Raw genomic sequence first — 15,194 nt, 5'->3', positions numbered from 1 at the left:
GGTGGGGCGATTGTAGCGATCAGGTTGCCGCTCGATAGTGTCCGTCACTCCGGCTTGGCCGGGTCCCGCCCGAGGATCTCGGCGGTCTTGGCGTCCACCTGCTCGCGCAAGGCTTTGCCTGGCTTGAAGTGAGGCACGCGTTTCTCCGGGATCATCACGCTTTCGCCCGAACGCGGGTTGCGCCCGATGCGGGGTGAGCGGCGATTGACCGAGAAGCTGCCAAAGCCACGGATCTCGATCCGGTGTCCCTTGACCAGGGCATCGCCCATGGCATCCAGGATGGCCTTGACGGCAAATTCGGCGTCACGGTGAGTGAGCTGGCCGAAGCGGCTGGCAAGGGCCTCAACGAGGTCGGAGCGTGTCATGTCAGGGTTTCAGCGTGGAGGCGCCGGGCACCTTTCGATGGAGCGCCAAGCAGGGATGAACCCGCTCGGCGCCCACCTCCGGGCGCCCGATCGACCGATCAGCCGTTGTTGTTGTCCAGCTTTGCGCGCAGCAGGGCGCCCAGGCTGGTGGTGCCGGCGTTTTCGCGGGAAGACTGCTGGCTCAGGCTGGCCATGGCTTCCTGCTGGTCGGCGGCGTCCTTGGCCTTGATGGACAACTGGATGTTGCGCGTCTTGCGGTCGATGTTCACCACCACGGTGGTGACTTCGTCGCCTTCCTTCAGCATGTTGCGCGCGTCTTCCACGCGGTCGCGGCTGATTTCGCTGGCGCGCAGATAGCCCATCACTTCTTCGCCCAGATCGATCTCGGCACCCTTGGCGTCCACGGTCTTGACCTTGCCGGTCACGATGGAACCCTTGTCGTTCACCGACACGAAGGTGGTGAACGGGTCGCCGTCGAGCTGCTTGATGCCCAGGGAGATGCGCTCGCGCTCCACGTCGATGGCCAGCACGATGGCTTCGACTTCCTGGCCCTTCTTGTAGTTGCGAACGGCGGCTTCGCCGGTTTCGTTCCAGGACAGGTCGGACAGGTGCACCAGGCCATCGATGCCAGCGGCCAGACCGACGAACACGCCGAAGTCGGTGATCGACTTGATGGGGCCCTTGACGCGGTCACCGCGCTTGGTGGCTTCTGCGAACTCGTGCCAGGGGTTGGCGCGGCACTGCTTCATGCCCAGCGAGATGCGGCGCTTGTCTTCGTCGATGTCGAGCACCATGACTTCGACTTCGTCGCCCAGCGACACCAGCTTGGACGGGGCCACGTTCTTGTTGGTCCAGTCCATTTCAGACACGTGCACCAGGCCTTCAATGCCCGGCTCGAGTTCCACGAACGCGCCGTAGTCGGCGATGTTGGTGATCTTGCCGAACATGCGCGTGCCTTGCGGGTAGCGGCGCGAAACGCCCATCCACGGGTCATCGCCCATTTGCTTGAGGCCCAGCGAGACGCGGTGCTTCTCGGTGTCGAACTTGAGGATCTTGGCGGTGATTTCCTGACCAGCCGTGACCACTTCGCTCGGGTGGCGAACACGGCGCCATGCCATGTCGGTGATGTGCAGCAGGCCGTCGATGCCGCCGAGGTCCACGAACGCACCGTATTCGGTGATGTTCTTGACCACGCCGTGCACGATGGCGCCTTCCTTCAGGGTGTCCATCAGCTTGGCGCGCTCTTCGCCCATGGAGGCTTCCACCACGGCGCGGCGGCTCAGCACCACGTTGTTGCGCTTGCGGTCCAGCTTGATGACCTTGAATTCCAGGGTCTTGTTTTCGTAAGGCGTGAGGTCCTTGGTGGGACGGCTGTCGACCAGCGAGCCCGGCAGGAAGGCGCTGATGCCGTTGACCATGACCTTGAGGCCGCCCTTGACCTTGCTGGAGGTGGTGCCGGTGACGAATTCGCCGGACTCCAGCGCCTTCTCCAGGGACATCCAGGACGCGAGGCGCTTGGCCTTGTCGCGCGAGAGCAGCGTGTCGCCGAAGCCGTTTTCAACGGAGTCGATGGCAACCGCCACGAAGTCGCCCACCTGCACTTCGAGTTCACCCAGATCGTTCTTGAATTCGGCCAGCGGCACATAGGCTTCCGACTTCAGACCGGCGTTGACCACCACGTGGCTGTGTTCGATGCGAACGACCTCAGCGGTGATGACTTCGCCCGAGCGCATTTCGGCGCGTTTGAGGGACTCTTCGAACAGGGCGGCAAAAGATTCAGACATTGAATTTCCTAAAACCATTGGGCGACGGTGCAACAACCACAGGGATGCGGCTGGAACGGATGCGGCGCTTGCGTGGTGTTGACATGCGGCGTGAAACGCCGCGGGGGTTAAGTGGAACAACCATCTGGCATGCGGGCAGTGAAAGCCCGGCGGTGCCGTCTGGACCATTGGCCTGATTGGCCATCTCTTCAGGTGCCTTCAGGGATCTGAAAACACCGTCCTGCCTTGCCACCAATCCAGCACCTGCTGGACCGATTGCTCGATGTCCAGCCCGGAGTTGTCCAGCTGCAAGGCATCTTCAGCAGGCTTCAGGGGTGCGTGCAATCGGGAAGCATCCCGTTGATCGCGCGCCTTGAGGTCAGCCAAAAGACTGGCGATATTAGCAGCATTTCCCTTTGAAATCAACTGCTTATGACGCCGTTCGGCGCGTTGCTCGGCGGAAGCCGTGAGAAACACTTTGAGCGCGGCGTCAGGAAAAATCACCGTGCCCATGTCGCGCCCGTCGGCCACCAGCCCGGGAAGGCGCCTGAAACCGTGTTGCAGCCCCAGCAGGGCGTCGCGCACGGCCTGAACGGTCGAAACGCGCGAGGCGGCCATGCCGGCGGCTTCAGAGCGCACGGCGTCGGTCACATCCTGACCGTCCAGCAAGGTGCGCTGGCTCTCAAAGCGCACATTCAAACCAGCCGCCAGCTGGCCCAGTCGACGTGCCAGGGTGGCGTCCTTGAGGTCTTCGTCCGCGGTGGATAAACCGGCTTTGGCGGCGGCGAGACCCACCAGCCTGTAGAGCACGCCCGAGTCCAGCAGGTGGTAGCCCAGTCGGTCAGCCAATTCTGCTGACAGCGTGCCTTTGCCCGACGCAGAGGGCCCGTCCACGCAGATCACGGGGATGTGCCGTGGTTCGGCCTGGCAGACCTCGAACAGATTCTCGAAATAGTCAGGGAAAGTTTTGCCCACGCACTTGGGGTCTTCAATGCGGATGGGCAGCTCGGCGGGGTTGAAGGCGGCCAGCGAAAAGCACATGGCCACGCGGTGGTCGTCGTAGGTGTGGATGGCCTGGGTGAGCCACTGTGACGGGCCGACCGGCGGTGTGATGCGAATGAAATCGGCGCCTTCTTCCACCGTGGCGCCGAGCTTGCGGCACTCGTTGGCCATGGCGGCAATGCGGTCGGTTTCTTTCACGCGCCAGCTGGCAATGTTGCGCAGCGTGGTGGTGCCCTCGGCGTAGAGCGCCATCACGGCCAGCGTCATGGCGGCGTCGGGGATGTGGTTGCAGTCCAGGTCGATGGCCTTCAGGGGCCAGGCGCCGCGACGGATGTGCAGGCGATTGGATTCGCCCGAAATGTCTGCGCCCATCAGCCGCGCTGCTTCGACAAACCGGATGTCGCCCTGGATGGAGGACAGGCCCACGCCCTCGATGGTGATGCCTTTCGTGCCTGGCGAGGCAGGCGCGATGGCGCCCAGGGCGATGAAGTAGCTGGCGGACGACGCATCGCCTTCTACAGCGATCTGCCCGGGCGACTGGTAACGACTTCCCGCCGGGATGGTGAAGCGTTCCCAGCCTTCGCGCTGCACGGCCACGCCAAAACGCTCCAGCAGGTTCAGGGTGATCTCGATGTAGGGACGCGAGATGAGTTCGCCCACGACCTCGATGACCACGTCTTGCGCTTGCGCGACCAGGGGCAGGGCGAGCAGCAGCGCCGTGAGGAACTGGCTGGACACATCGCCACGCACGCGGATGGCGTTGTCCAGTTTCAGGGCGTGTACTTTCCCATCCCCCAGCCGCAGGGGCGGGTAGCCTTCGTGGGCGAGGCATTGCACCGGGCAGCCGAGTTGGCGCAGCGCATCGACCAGGTCGCCAATGGGGCGTTCGTGCATGCGGGCAATGCCGCTGAGTTCAAAGGCGCCGCCATGGCGTGCGGCCAGAAGGGCCAGCGAGGCCGTGAGGGGCCGCATGGCCGTGCCGGCGTTGCCAAGGAACAGGCTCGCCGCATGCACCGGCAGTTCACCGCCAAGGCCGTGCACGCGCAGCGCACCGCCTGGCTGCGGCTCGATGCGGCAGCCCAGTTGTGCCAGGGCCTCAAGCATCACGCGGGTGTCGTCGGAGTCGAGCAGGTCCAGCACATCGGTGTGGCTCGTGCTCAATGCAGCAAGCAGCAGCACGCGGTTGGAAATGCTCTTGGAGCCCGGCAGGCGCACGAGCCCACCGGCACTGCAAAGCGGCGGAATGTCGAGGTGATCGATGGAGTACATGCGCGAAAGGATGCGGCTGGCGCCAGAGGCGGCGCTCAGCTTCGAGGCTTGATGGCGGTCATGCGCCAGCGCGCTCGGGCGCCACTGGCTTGTTCGATCAGGGCCTCAAGGGCGTCGGGGTTGTCGGCGTTGATGGCGGTCTCCAGCGCATGCAGCGCGCGCTGGAAATGCCGCGACTGCGCCAGCAGTTCTTCCCGGTTGGACATCAGGATGTCGCGCCACACAGCGGGATCGCTGGCGGCGATGCGCGTGAAATCGCGGAACCCCGGACCCGCCAGGGTCAGGAAATCGGGGCCCGACGCTTGCCCCTGGATGGCGTTCATCAGCGCAAATGCCACCAGGTGCGGCAAGTGGCTCACGGCGGCATAGGCCGCGTCGTGCGCTTCGGGCGTCATCTGCTTGACCTGGCAGCCGAGTGCGGTCCAGAGCTGCTGGGCTTTTTCCAGTTGCGCTGGCAAGGTGCGCTCGATCGGCGTGAGGATGACCTGGCGGCCGTGATAGAGGTCTGCGTCGGCGTGCTCCACGCCCGCCACTTCCTTGCCGGCAATCGGGTGGGTCGGCACGAACACGCCGACCTGGTCTTTCAGCACGCGGCGCGCGGCGTCGATCACCTCTCGCTTGGTCGAACCCACGTCCATGATCAGCACTTCGCCGCGAACCAGATGGCGAATGGCCTTGAAGGTGGCTTCGGTGGCCGACACCGGTACCGCAAGCAGCACCAGGTCTGCCCCCGAGACGGCGAGCAGCGCAGACGGCGCCTCGACGTCGATCACGCCCAGCTGGCGCGCGCGCTCGGTGGTGGACGGTGACTTGCTGTAACCCACCACGCGTTTCACGAGGCCTGCACGCTTGAGGGCCAGCGCGAAGGAGCCGCCCATCATGCCGCAGCCAATCAATCCCAATTGTTCAAACATCATTCGTTCACCGGGTATGCGCCCAGCACCTTGTAGAAAGCGCACAGACCCTGAAGTTCTTGTAGAGCGGCAGCCACGTGCGGTTGCGATGGGTGGCCGGCAATATCGATGTAGAAGTAGTACTCCCACTGCCCGGATTTGGCCGGGCGCGATTCAAAGCGCGTCATGGACACGCCATTGTTCTTCAGCGGCACGAGAAGATCGTGCACGGCACCAGGACGGTTGGGCACCGATACCACCAGGCTGGTGCAGTCGCGTCCGGAGGCGGGGGGCATGGCCAGCGTCTGGGGCAGGCTGATCACCGCGAACCGCGTGCGGTTGTAGGCTTCGTCCTGGATCGCGTGCGCGACGATGTGCAGGCCAAACTGCGCGGCGGCGCGCTCACTGGCCAGGCCCGCCCAGGTCGGGTTGGTGGCCGCGAGGCGAGCTCCTTCAGCGTTGCTGGACACTGCGCGCCGCTCTGCATTGGGCAGGTGCTGTGAGAGCCAGTTCTGGCATTGGGCCAGCGCCTGCGGGTGCGCCATCACCACTTCGATGCCGTCAAGCTCGTTGACCTGGCGCAACAGGTTGTGGCGCACCAGCAGGCTGACTTCGCCGACCACATGCACAGGTGAACGCAGGAACAGATCGAGCGACCTCGCCACCACGCCTTCGGTGGAGTTTTCCATACCCACCACACCGAACTGCGCCGTGCCTGCTGCCGTGGCATGGAACACCTCGTCAAAGTTGGCGCAGTAGATCAGGTTGGCGGCGCTGCCGAAAAATTCGATGGCAGCCTGTTCGCAAAAGGTGCCTTGCGGGCCCAGCACGGCCACGCGTTGCGGCGCTTCCAGTGCGAGGCAGGCCGACATGATTTCGCGCCAGATGGAGGCCACGTGCTGGTTGAGCAGCGGGCCCTGGTTGGCACCCTGAATTTTCTCGATGACCTGGGCCACGCGGTCGGGGCGAAAGAACGGCGAACCCTCCTGGCGCTTGATGTCCCCGACCTGCTCGGCCACGCGCGCGCGCTGGTTGAGCAGGCTGAGCAGTTGCTGATCCAGCGCATCGATCTGCACGCGAAGGCCTGCCAGGGCATTGGACTGTGTGGGTTGGGTCATCGTGTTCAGGCCTGTGTCTTTTCAAACTGCCGCATGTAGCTCACCAGCGCCTGCACACCTTCCAGCGGCATCGCGTTGTAGAGACTGGCACGCATGCCGCCAACCGATTTGTGACCCTTGAGCTGCAGGAGCCCAGCGGCCTTGGCACCCGAGAGAAATGCCTCATTGCGCGACTCGTCGCGCAGGAAGAAAGGCACGTTCATGCGCGAGCGGCAGTTGCGAGCGACCTTGTTCTCGTAGAACGGCGATTCGTCGATGGTGTCGTAGAGCAGGGCGGCTTTTGCGATGTTGCGCGCCTCCATGGCCGCCACGCCTTTTTTTTCGCCCTCGGTCTGACGCTTGAGCCACTGAAAGGTGAGGCCGGCCATGTAAATGGCGAACGTGGGCGGCGTGTTGTACATCGACCGGTTGTCGGCCACGGTCTTGTAGTCAAAAGCGGTTGGGCAGATGTCCAGCGCATGACCCATCAGATCTTCCCGCACCACCACCAGCGTGAGACCCGCGGGCCCGAGGTTCTTCTGGGCGCCGCCAAACGCCAGACCCACGCGCGCCCAATCGACCGGGCGAGATGCGACATGAGAAGAAAAATCGATCACCAGAGGTGCGTCGGAACCGAGCGTTACCAGGTCGGGCAGCTCGTGCACTTCGATGCCGTTGATGGTTTCATTGCTGCACAGGTGCACGTAGCTGGCGCCCTTGCTGAGCTGCCAGCTGGCCGGGTCGGGCAGGCTGGTGTGTCCATCGGCTTCGTTGCTGGCCGCCAGGTGCGGTTGGGCGTACCGCCGCGCTTCCTTCAGCGACTTCTGGCTCCAGCTTCCAGTGACCACGAAGTCCACCGCTTTGCCGCGCGAGAGGTTCATGGGCACGATGGCGTTCTCGGCCAGCCCGCCACCCTGCATGAACAGGATCCGGAAGTTCGCGGGCACCGCAAGCAGTTCGCGCAAGTCGGCTTCAGCGGCTTCGAGAACCTTCCCGAATTCCTGCCCCCGGTGGCTCATTTCCATCACGCTCATGCCGCTGCCTTGCCAGTCCAGCATTTCGCTGGCGGCATGTTGCAACACTTCGGCTGGCATGGCCGCCGGCCCGGCTGAGAAGTTGTACGGCCGTGGGGTCACGGCTCGCTGCCTGGCTCGTCCAGCTCGCCGGCGTCTGCGACATCCGGCGCGTCTGGTGCGTCCGGCACGTTGGCGTCGTTCTCCACAATGCGCTGCAGACCCGAGAGTTCGGAGCCGTCATCCAGCGCAATGAGCGTCACGCCTTGGGTGGCCCGGCCCATTTCCCGAATCTCGGAGACGCGCGTGCGCACCAGCACGCCCTTGTCGGTGATGAGCATGATCTCGTCATCGGTGTGCACCAAAGTGGCTGCCACCACCTTGCCGTTGCGCTCACTTTGCTGAATCGCGATCATGCCCTTGGTGCCTCGACCATGGCGGGTGTACTCGGTGATCGGCGTGCGCTTCCCGTAACCATTAACAGTGGCGGTGAGCACACTCTGCTGCTCGTCTTCGGCCACCAGCATGGCGATCACGCTCTGCGTGTCCTCGATCAACATGCCGCGAACGCCGCGAGCGTTGCGGCCCATCGGGCGAACGTCGTTCTCGTCGAAGCGGACCGCCTTGCCCCCATCGCTGAACAGCATCACATCGTGCTGGCCATCGGTGAGCGCTGCGCCAATCAGGAAATCACCTTCGTCAAGATCCACGGCGATGATGCCGGCCTTGCGCGGGTTGCTGAATTCGTCGAGCGCGGTCTTCTTCACCGTCCCCATGGACGTGGCCATGAACACATAGCGGTCCGATGGGAAGCTGCGCATCTCGCCCGTGAGCGGCAGCACCACGTTGATCTTCTCGCCCTCCTGCAAGGGGAACATGTTGACGATGGGGCGACCACGCGATCCGCGCGAACCCGCCGGCACTTCCCACACCTTCAGCCAGTACAGTCGACCCCGGTTGGAGAAGCACAGGATGTAGTCGTGCGTGTTGCCGATGAAGAGCTGGTCGATCCAGTCATCTTCCTTGGTCGCTGTAGCCTGCTTGCCACGCCCGCCACGCTTCTGCGCGCGGTATTCCGAGAGCGGCTGGCTCTTGATATAGCCGCTGTGGCTGAGCGTGACGACCATGTCGGTCGGGGTGATCAGGTCTTCCGTGGCCAGATCCTGTGCGTTGTGCTCGATCTCGCTGCGACGGGCGCCCAGCTTGGTCTGGCCGAACTCCTGCTTCACCACGGTGAGTTCGTCGCCGATGATGGTGGAGACTCGCTCGGGTCTGGACAGGATGTCGAGCAGATCGTCGATCTCACCCATGACTTCCTTGTACTCGGCCACGATCTTGTCCTGCTCCAGGCCGGTGAGGCGCTGCAGGCGCATCTGCAGGATCTCTTGCGCCTGGGTTTCCGAGAGGCGGTACAGACCATCACCCCCCATGCCAAATTCCCGCTCCAGGCCTTCAGGTCGGTAGTCATCGGCGTTGATGACGCCCCCATCGGCGCGCGTGCGGGTCAGCATTTCGCGCACCAGCTGGCTATCCCATGGGCGCGCCATCAATTCGGCCTTGGCCACCGGTGGCGTGGGCGACTCGCGGATGATGCGAATGAAGTCGTCGATGTTGGCCAGCGCCACCGCCAGGCCTTCGAGCACGTGGCCGCGCTCGCGCGCCTTGCGCAGGTTGAACACTGTGCGCCGCGTAACCACTTCGCGCCGGTGTTCCAGAAAGACCTGGATCAGGTCCTTCAGGTTGCACAGCCGGGGCTGGCCATCGACCAGCGCCACCATGTTGATACCGAAGGTGTCCTGCAACTGGGTTTGCTTGTACAGGTTGTTGAGCACCACCTCGGGCACTTCACCGCGCTTGAGCTCGATCACCAGGCGCATGCCCGATTTGTCGGACTCGTCCTGGATGTGGCTGATGCCCTCGATCTTCTTTTCGTGCACCAGCTCGGCGATCCGTTCCTGCAGCGTCTTCTTGTTGACCTGGTACGGCAGCTCGTCAACGATGATCGCCTGGCGTTGGCCACGATCGATGTCCTCGAAGTGGCACTTGGCGCGCATCACGACGCGGCCACGCCCGGTGCGGTAGCCATCTTTCACGCCATTGATGCCGTAGATGATGCCCGCGGTGGGGAAATCGGGCGCTGGAATGATCTCCATCAGTTCGTCGATGGACGCCTGCGGGTTCTTCAGCAGGTGCAGGCACGCATCCACCACCTCGTTGAGGTTGTGCGGCGGAATGTTGGTGGCCATGCCCACCGCGATACCCGCTGAACCGTTGACCAGCAGGTTGGGCAGGCGCGAAGGCAGCACGAGCGGCTCTTTTTCCGAGCCGTCGTAGTTGGGCCCGAAGTTGACCGTTTCCTTGTCGATGTCGGCCAGCATCTCGTGCGAAATCTTCGACAGGCGGATCTCGGTGTAGCGCATGGCAGCCGCGTTGTCGCCATCGACCGAGCCAAAGTTCCCCTGGCCGTCCACCAACATGTGACGCAGGGAAAAATCCTGCGCCATGCGCACGATGGTGTCGTACACCGCGCTGTCGCCGTGAGGGTGGTATTTGCCAATGACGTCGCCCACAATACGGGCCGACTTCTTGTAAGGCCGGTTCCAGTCGTTGTTGAGCTCGTGCATGGCAAACAGAACGCGGCGGTGCACTGGCTTCAGGCCGTCGCGCGCATCCGGCAATGCACGGCCCACAATCACACTCATCGCGTAGTCGAGGTAACTGCGCCGCATCTCCTCTTCAAGACTGATGGGCAATGTCTCTTTGGCGAACTGTGTCATGTGCGGTGGCTTGAGTGCGGTGGAGGGCCGAAGGGCAACTCATGATTTTAAGGTGCACCTCCGCACACGCCTGACGTGACATTTTGTTGTGTATGGACAACGAATGACGCAACGCGGGTGTTCGTCCTACAGAGCCGCACCGGGCGTCCCGGTTGGTGCATCCGGGCTTGTGGCACAATAAATTCCAACGTTTTTAGTGGTGGTCACTACAAGCGTCGTTCTTGTTACGCAGTCTGTCTGCGGCTTATATAGAGGAAAACCATGAAAAAACTCAACAAAGTGGCAATGCTGTTGGCAACCGCCGCCATGGCAACCGCCGCCGGCGCTCAAACCATCGACAACTGGCGCAATGGCACCAGCGAACTGGTCTGGAAAAACGGTACCAACGAACTCTGCTGGCGTGATGCCAGCTGGACGCCTGCCACGGCCGCTCAAGGCTGCGATGGCGCGATTGTCCCAATGGCTGCACCTGCTCCTGCACCCGCTCCCGCACCGGCACCTGCCGCTGCACCGCGTCCCGCACCGGCTCCCGCACCCGCACCGGCTCCCGTCGCCTCCAAGGTGACCTACGCCGCCGATGCATTCTTCGACTTCGACAAGGCCGTGCTCAAGCCTGAAGGCAAGGCCAAGCTGGACGATCTGGCTGGCAAGGTCTCCGGCATCGCCCTGGAAGTGGTGATCGCCGTGGGTCACACCGATTCCACCGGTGCCGCTGGTTACAACCAGGCCCTGTCCAACCGCCGTGCTGAAGCCGTCAAGGCCTATCTGGTGAGCAAGGGCATTGAAAGCAACCGTATCTACACCGAAGGCAAGGGCCTGACCCAGCCAGTGGCCGACAACGCCACCCGCGAAGGCCGCGCCAAGAACCGCCGCGTGGAAGTGGAAGTGGTCGGTACCCGCAAGAACTGATTCACCTCAGCTTCGACCCTGAAAACCGCGCTTCGGCGCGGTTTTTTCTTGTGCTGACGATAATCGAGTCATGAATCCACACATCAACGCCGACCCCGCTGAACTGGCCAAGTTCTCCGACCTTGCCCATCGCTGGTGGGATCCAGAAAGCGAGTTTCGCCCTCTGCATCAGATCAACCCGCTGCGGCTGGGCTGGATCGAAGGACTGGTGCCCTTGGCGGGAAAGCAGGTGGTCGACATTGGTTGTGGTGGTGGCATCCTTTCGGATTCCATGGCTCGCAAGGGCGCCAACGTGCTCGGCATCGACCTTTCGGCAAAGGCCTTGCGCGTCGCGCAGTTGCACGCGCTGGAGGCGTCTACCGCCAACGTGCGCTACCAGGAAATCAGCGCCGAAGCGCTGGCACTGGAGCACGCCGGCGAGTTCGATGTGGTGACCTGCATGGAGATGCTGGAGCATGTGCCTGATCCCTCTTCAGTGGTGAGGGCCTGCAGGGCGCTGGTCAAGCCAGGTGGCTGGGTCTTTTTTTCTACCATCAACCGCAATCCAAAGTCTTTTCTGTTTGCCATCCTGGGGGCGGAATACGTTCTGCAGTTGTTGCCCAAAGGTACGCACGAGTTTTCCAAGTTCATTCGTCCCAGCGAGCTGGCTGCACATTGCCGCGGTGCCGGCCTGGAACTCTCGCAGACCCGCGGGATGGAATACAACCCGCTGACACGACGCTACTGGCTCAGCGCTGATACCAGCGTGAATTACCTGTTGGCCACACGCCGACCATGACGGGGCGAATTTTCTCCGGGTTGCGGGCGGTCTTGTTTGATCTGGACGGCACCTTGATCGACAGCGCGCCGGATCTGGGCGCAGCGGCCGACAGCATGCGGTTGCGCAGAGGCATGGCCTCTTTGCCCCAGGACCGCTATCGCCCGTTGGCTGGGTCGGGTGCAAGGGGCATGCTGCACGCGGCTTTCGGCATTGCGCCGGAGCATGCTGATTACAACGCGTTGAAAGAAGAGTTCTTCGTCATCTATTCGCAGTGCCTGCTACAGCGCACGCAGCCTTTTCATGAGGTGCAGGAAATGCTCTTGAGGCTGCAGGAGCGAGGCCTGTCCTGGGGCGTGGTGACCAACAAGTCGCAGCGATTTACTGGTCCTATCACGCAGGCTATGCCACTCTTCGCCACGGCATCTGCCATCATCAGCGGCGATACCACGCCCCACGCCAAGCCGCACCCTGCGCCTCTGCTGGAGGCCGCGCGGCGCATGTCTTTGTCGCCCTCCGACTGCATCTATGTGGGCGATGACGAGCGTGACATACAGGCCGGTCGAGCGGCGGGGATGCGCACAGTTGCGGCGCGATACGGTTATCTGGGTGCAGGAGCCGATGTGGCGGCCTGGGGTGCCCATGCGGAAGTAAGTTCTCCGCTCGACCTCTTGAATTTGCTGGAAGTGCCTTAAACTCAAGGCCTTGGGGCTGCACCGGTTTCGACGTGGGTTCGGACGCGCAGCAGGGCATGTCGAGGTTCTGTCACCTCGTAAATCCGCAGAAAAAAACCAACTGCAAACGACGAACGTTTCGCACTCGCCGCTTAATCAGCGGTGAGCCTTGCAACAGCAGGCCGATGGGCTGGGCAAGGGGGTCGCAAGACCTCCCGGCTGCAAGGATAATTTCATCGGCTGGCTTTGCGTCGGGCACCTTGACGCAGGGTGAGATTCAAGGATGCTGGCTTCCCATCTAGCGTGCCACTGCGCGATTCGGGCGGCGAGACTCAAATCAGACGGCTACACATGTAGAACTGCTCGAAGAAGGCTTGCGGACGGGGGTTCAAATCCCCCCAGCTCCACCATTCATTTCCGCCACCGCACTGCCGGTGGCGGTCACTGGCACAGGTATCACGGCTCGTGATCTGATCTGTCCAACCTCCCGCGCAGCCGTTTGCGTCTGGTCCAGCGGGTGTGCAGGATCCATATTCCGCTGATCAGGAAATACACCGTCAGGCCGCTCACGCTGGCGATGAGCGCGAGCCCGATGGCCAGGGGCTTTCCCACCGTGCGAAGGCGCTCGAGCCAGTACGCCATTCGTTCGCGCACGCCTTTGCGCTGCACCTCCGGTGGTTCTTCGTGCGCACCGGCCAGCTTTTGCTCGGCTTCGATTTCTGTGACAGGTCTTTCGCCTGTCACCACCTTTCCCAGACGGTAGGCGCCGTAGTAGACCGGCCCGAACGTCACCGGGTTCGAGACCAGCGTGCTGGCAACCGCCATGGGCAGATTCGCCCGCAGGATCACGGCCAGTGCGGCCGAGGCTGGAATCTGCGCCACAGGAATCAGCAGCCCGAAGAAGATGCCCAAGGCCACGCCAAGAGCGATGCCTTTGCGGCTGAAGCGCCACAGGCTCGGGTGTTGCAGCACAGGCCCCATCCAGCGCAGCCAGCGGCTGTTGCGCAGCGAGTCCGGCGTGGGCAGCCATTTCCTGAATCGTTCTCTCATCCTTGGCGCAGAGTGGGTCGTGTTTCGAGCAGCGACAATTGCATGATCATGATGCAGTTGCAGGACATTCTTTTTTCACAGGGTTTTGGCACCCGCCGTGTTTGCAGCGGCCTGGTGCAGCAAGGCATGGTGATCGTGGGGGACGCCACCGCGCCCTGTCTCGATCCCGGAGCCGCTTTTGAAGAAGAGGGCCTCGTGTTTCGAGTGCAGGGCGAGGTCTGGCAGTACCACGCGGTCGCGTATTTGATGCTGAACAAGCCCGCGGGTTACGAGTGTTCCCAAAAACCCAGCACCTACCCCAGTGTGTACACCTTGTTGCCGGGCCCTTTGCGCATGCGAGGCGGGGGTGCGGCGGCAGGCGTGCAGGCCGTGGGGCGGCTGGACCAGGACACTACCGGCATGTTGCTGCTGTCGGACGACGGCAAGTTCATCCACCGCATGACATCGCCGCGCCACCATGTGCCCAAGGTGTACGAAGCGCAGGTGAAGCACCCTCTGGACGATAAGCAGCTGCGCCGGTTGCTCGAAGGCGTGGTGCTGGACGACGACCCCCAGCCGGTGCGTGCACAGGCCTGTTCAGCGGTGAGCGAACACCACTTGCGCATGACCCTGACCGAAGGCAAATACCACCAGGTCAAGCGCATGGTGGCTGCGGTGGGCAATAGGGTGGAATCGCTTCACCGATCCGAGATGGGAGATCTCGTGCTGACGCCTGAGTTGCCAGAAGGCCGTTGGCGTTGGTTGACCCGCGACGAGGTTTTGGGGCTCACCCAGAAGAGGGTGGCGAAGGCCTAGAGCAGGTCGCCCTTGCGGCTGTCCAGCGGCATGAGAAACGAGTTCTCCTGCCATTGGGAATTGAAGTCGCTGCGAGGGAAATCGCTGCGCGGCTCGCCTGTGGTGCTGTTGGGCCAGTTCGACAATGGGCCGAAATCGCTGTTGCGGTTGCTGCGCTGGCGCGTGAGCACGGTGCGAAGATTGGCTTGCGCCGCCACGATGGCGCGCTCTTCCATTTCGCGCTCCCGCATCGTCTGGCTGAGCGTGGATTCGCCGAGGAACTCAGCGCGGATCTCGGCCACTGTGGGCAGACTGTTGGAGCGCACGACCCAGTAGGGCAGGCCGCACTGGGTCAGCAGTGAGTGCTTGAGGGTGCGGGTGCTGCGCGGCAAGCCGGCGCTCCCCGGCACGTCCAGACAACCCAGCACGCGGCCGTCGGAGCGGCACACGGTAAAGGTGCAGTACACGCCGCCCAGCAGCTTGTACCACTCCATGCCCTGTTCCTTGTCGCGCGGCAACGTGAAGCGCGTGACCGGCAGCTTGATCATCACGTGGTGGTCGTAGAAGGCGCGCGACAACCAATGCCAGACACGGGCTTCTTCACTGTTGGCCAGGGCGCGCGTGCTCAGCGGCCAATGTTTGGGAATTCGCCTGCGTTCACGCGCCTGCCGTTCCGTCCACCAGCGATGCAGCAGCGCGCCCAGAGCCAGCAGAGCGGGCGCGAGCACGGCGAGCAGCCATGGATTGGTCCAGTTATTCATGTGGTTAGGTCAGGTCGATCAATTTGTATCAAAGTGTAGGGGCTGGCCGGAAAAAGGGGGCGTTCTGTCGCTTGTCCGCACGAGATTGGC

General features: G+C 63.0%; 13 protein-coding genes and 1 other RNA gene. 5 read left to right on the top strand and 9 right to left on the bottom strand.

Translation table 11 applies throughout. The features are described from left to right. Positions 1-44 precede the first annotated feature (44 nt). From CAP37_RS11635 to gyrA, 7 genes are all read right to left on the bottom strand, one after another. Positions 45-365: an integration host factor subunit beta gene (locus CAP37_RS11635; RefSeq protein ID WP_086124302.1), complete on the bottom strand. Its 321-nt coding sequence runs from the start codon at positions 363-365 to the stop codon at positions 45-47. A gap of 98 nt (positions 366-463) precedes the next feature. Further along, entirely contained in the window at positions 464-2,149 is a 1,686-nt protein-coding gene (gene rpsA, locus CAP37_RS11630; protein WP_086124301.1) for a 30S ribosomal protein S1, read from the bottom strand. 198 nt (positions 2,150-2,347) lie between these two features. Then, complete coding sequence (locus CAP37_RS11625) at positions 2,348-4,399, bottom strand: bifunctional 3-phosphoshikimate 1-carboxyvinyltransferase/cytidylate kinase (protein WP_086124300.1); 2,052 nt, start codon at positions 4,397-4,399, stop codon at positions 2,348-2,350. Positions 4,400-4,434: 35 nt separating this feature from the next. Continuing rightward, positions 4,435-5,313, bottom strand: coding sequence for a prephenate dehydrogenase/arogenate dehydrogenase family protein (locus CAP37_RS11620; protein ID WP_086124299.1), 879 nt, complete (start codon positions 5,311-5,313; stop codon positions 4,435-4,437). Next, entirely contained in the window at positions 5,313-6,410 is a 1,098-nt protein-coding gene (pheA, locus tag CAP37_RS11615; protein WP_086124298.1) for a prephenate dehydratase, read from the bottom strand. The genes CAP37_RS11620 and pheA overlap by 1 nt, the downstream gene beginning before the upstream one ends. 5 nt (positions 6,411-6,415) lie before the next feature. Further along, positions 6,416-7,525, bottom strand: a complete 1,110-nt coding sequence (gene serC, locus CAP37_RS11610) for a 3-phosphoserine/phosphohydroxythreonine transaminase (protein WP_256926945.1) — start codon at positions 7,523-7,525, stop codon at positions 6,416-6,418. After that, complete coding sequence (gene gyrA, locus CAP37_RS11605) at positions 7,522-10,179, bottom strand: DNA gyrase subunit A (RefSeq protein ID WP_086124296.1); 2,658 nt, start codon at positions 10,177-10,179, stop codon at positions 7,522-7,524. The genes serC and gyrA overlap by 4 nt, the downstream gene beginning before the upstream one ends. A 261-nt stretch (positions 10,180-10,440) precedes the next feature. On the opposite strand from gyrA, the gene ompA reads away from it, so the two are divergent. The 4 genes from ompA to ssrA all read left to right on the top strand — a co-directional run bounded on the left by ompA (position 10,441) and on the right by ssrA (position 12,929). Beyond that, positions 10,441-11,088 carry an outer membrane protein OmpA gene (gene ompA, locus CAP37_RS11600; RefSeq protein ID WP_086124295.1) on the top strand — a complete coding sequence of 216 codons (648 nt, stop codon included), beginning with the start codon at positions 10,441-10,443 and terminating at the stop codon, positions 11,086-11,088. Positions 11,089-11,158: 70 nt separating this feature from the next. Beyond that, complete coding sequence (ubiG, locus tag CAP37_RS11595) at positions 11,159-11,866, top strand: bifunctional 2-polyprenyl-6-hydroxyphenol methylase/3-demethylubiquinol 3-O-methyltransferase UbiG (protein ID WP_086124294.1); 708 nt, start codon at positions 11,159-11,161, stop codon at positions 11,864-11,866. Between the two features lie 8 nt (positions 11,867-11,874). Next, positions 11,875-12,540 (top strand): HAD-IA family hydrolase, encoded by a 666-nt coding sequence (locus tag CAP37_RS11590; protein ID WP_086124964.1) that lies wholly within the window; start codon positions 11,875-11,877, stop codon positions 12,538-12,540. 12 nt (positions 12,541-12,552) lie between these two features. Then, positions 12,553-12,929: a transfer-messenger RNA gene (ssrA, locus tag CAP37_RS11585) on the top strand. A 46-nt stretch (positions 12,930-12,975) separates the two neighbouring features. On the opposite strand, the gene CAP37_RS11580 is transcribed toward ssrA, so the two are convergent. Beyond that, positions 12,976-13,569: a DUF2062 domain-containing protein gene (locus CAP37_RS11580; RefSeq protein ID WP_256926944.1), complete on the bottom strand. Its 594-nt coding sequence runs from the start codon at positions 13,567-13,569 to the stop codon at positions 12,976-12,978. A gap of 51 nt (positions 13,570-13,620) precedes the next feature. On the opposite strand from CAP37_RS11580, the gene CAP37_RS11575 reads away from it, so the two are divergent. Then, the gene (locus CAP37_RS11575; protein ID WP_086124962.1) at positions 13,621-14,364 is read left to right on the top strand and encodes a 16S rRNA pseudouridine(516) synthase; all 744 of its coding nucleotides are present in this window, start codon (positions 13,621-13,623) and stop codon (positions 14,362-14,364) included. Here the strand turns inward: CAP37_RS11575 and CAP37_RS11570 are convergent. Then, positions 14,361-15,104 carry a DUF2726 domain-containing protein gene (locus CAP37_RS11570; RefSeq protein ID WP_086124293.1) on the bottom strand — a complete coding sequence of 248 codons (744 nt, stop codon included), beginning with the start codon at positions 15,102-15,104 and terminating at the stop codon, positions 14,361-14,363. The genes CAP37_RS11575 and CAP37_RS11570 overlap by 4 nt on opposite strands. Positions 15,105-15,194 lie beyond the last annotated feature (90 nt).

The sequence above is a fragment of the Hydrogenophaga sp. IBVHS1 genome (assembly GCF_002127265.1).
GTDB lineage: Bacteria > Pseudomonadota > Gammaproteobacteria > Burkholderiales > Burkholderiaceae_C > Hydrogenophaga.
Note: the sequence above shows the minus strand (reverse complement) of the source record. Positions and strands in the feature narration are given on the sequence as shown.

Excerpts from the sequence above, each read along its gene's own strand:
- CAP37_RS11635 (WP_086124302.1), bottom strand. The coding sequence starts at position 365 with ATGACACGCTCCGACCTCGTTGAGGCCCTTGCCAGCCGCTTCGGCCAG.
- rpsA (WP_086124301.1), bottom strand. The coding sequence starts at position 2,149 with ATGTCTGAATCTTTTGCCGCCCTGTTCGAAGAGTCCCTCAAACGCGCC.
- CAP37_RS11625 (WP_086124300.1), bottom strand. The coding sequence starts at position 4,399 with ATGTACTCCATCGATCACCTCGACATTCCGCCGCTTTGCAGTGCCGGT.
- CAP37_RS11620 (WP_086124299.1), bottom strand. The coding sequence starts at position 5,313 with ATGTTTGAACAATTGGGATTGATTGGCTGCGGCATGATGGGCGGCTCC.
- pheA (WP_086124298.1), bottom strand. The coding sequence starts at position 6,410 with ATGACCCAACCCACACAGTCCAATGCCCTGGCAGGCCTTCGCGTGCAG.
- gyrA (WP_086124296.1), bottom strand. The coding sequence starts at position 10,179 with ATGACACAGTTCGCCAAAGAGACATTGCCCATCAGTCTTGAAGAGGAG.
- ompA (WP_086124295.1), top strand. The coding sequence starts at position 10,441 with ATGAAAAAACTCAACAAAGTGGCAATGCTGTTGGCAACCGCCGCCATG.
- ubiG (WP_086124294.1), top strand. The coding sequence starts at position 11,159 with ATGAATCCACACATCAACGCCGACCCCGCTGAACTGGCCAAGTTCTCC.
- CAP37_RS11580 (WP_256926944.1), bottom strand. The coding sequence starts at position 13,569 with ATGAGAGAACGATTCAGGAAATGGCTGCCCACGCCGGACTCGCTGCGC.
- CAP37_RS11575 (WP_086124962.1), top strand. The coding sequence starts at position 13,621 with ATGCAGTTGCAGGACATTCTTTTTTCACAGGGTTTTGGCACCCGCCGT.
- CAP37_RS11570 (WP_086124293.1), bottom strand. The coding sequence starts at position 15,104 with ATGAATAACTGGACCAATCCATGGCTGCTCGCCGTGCTCGCGCCCGCT.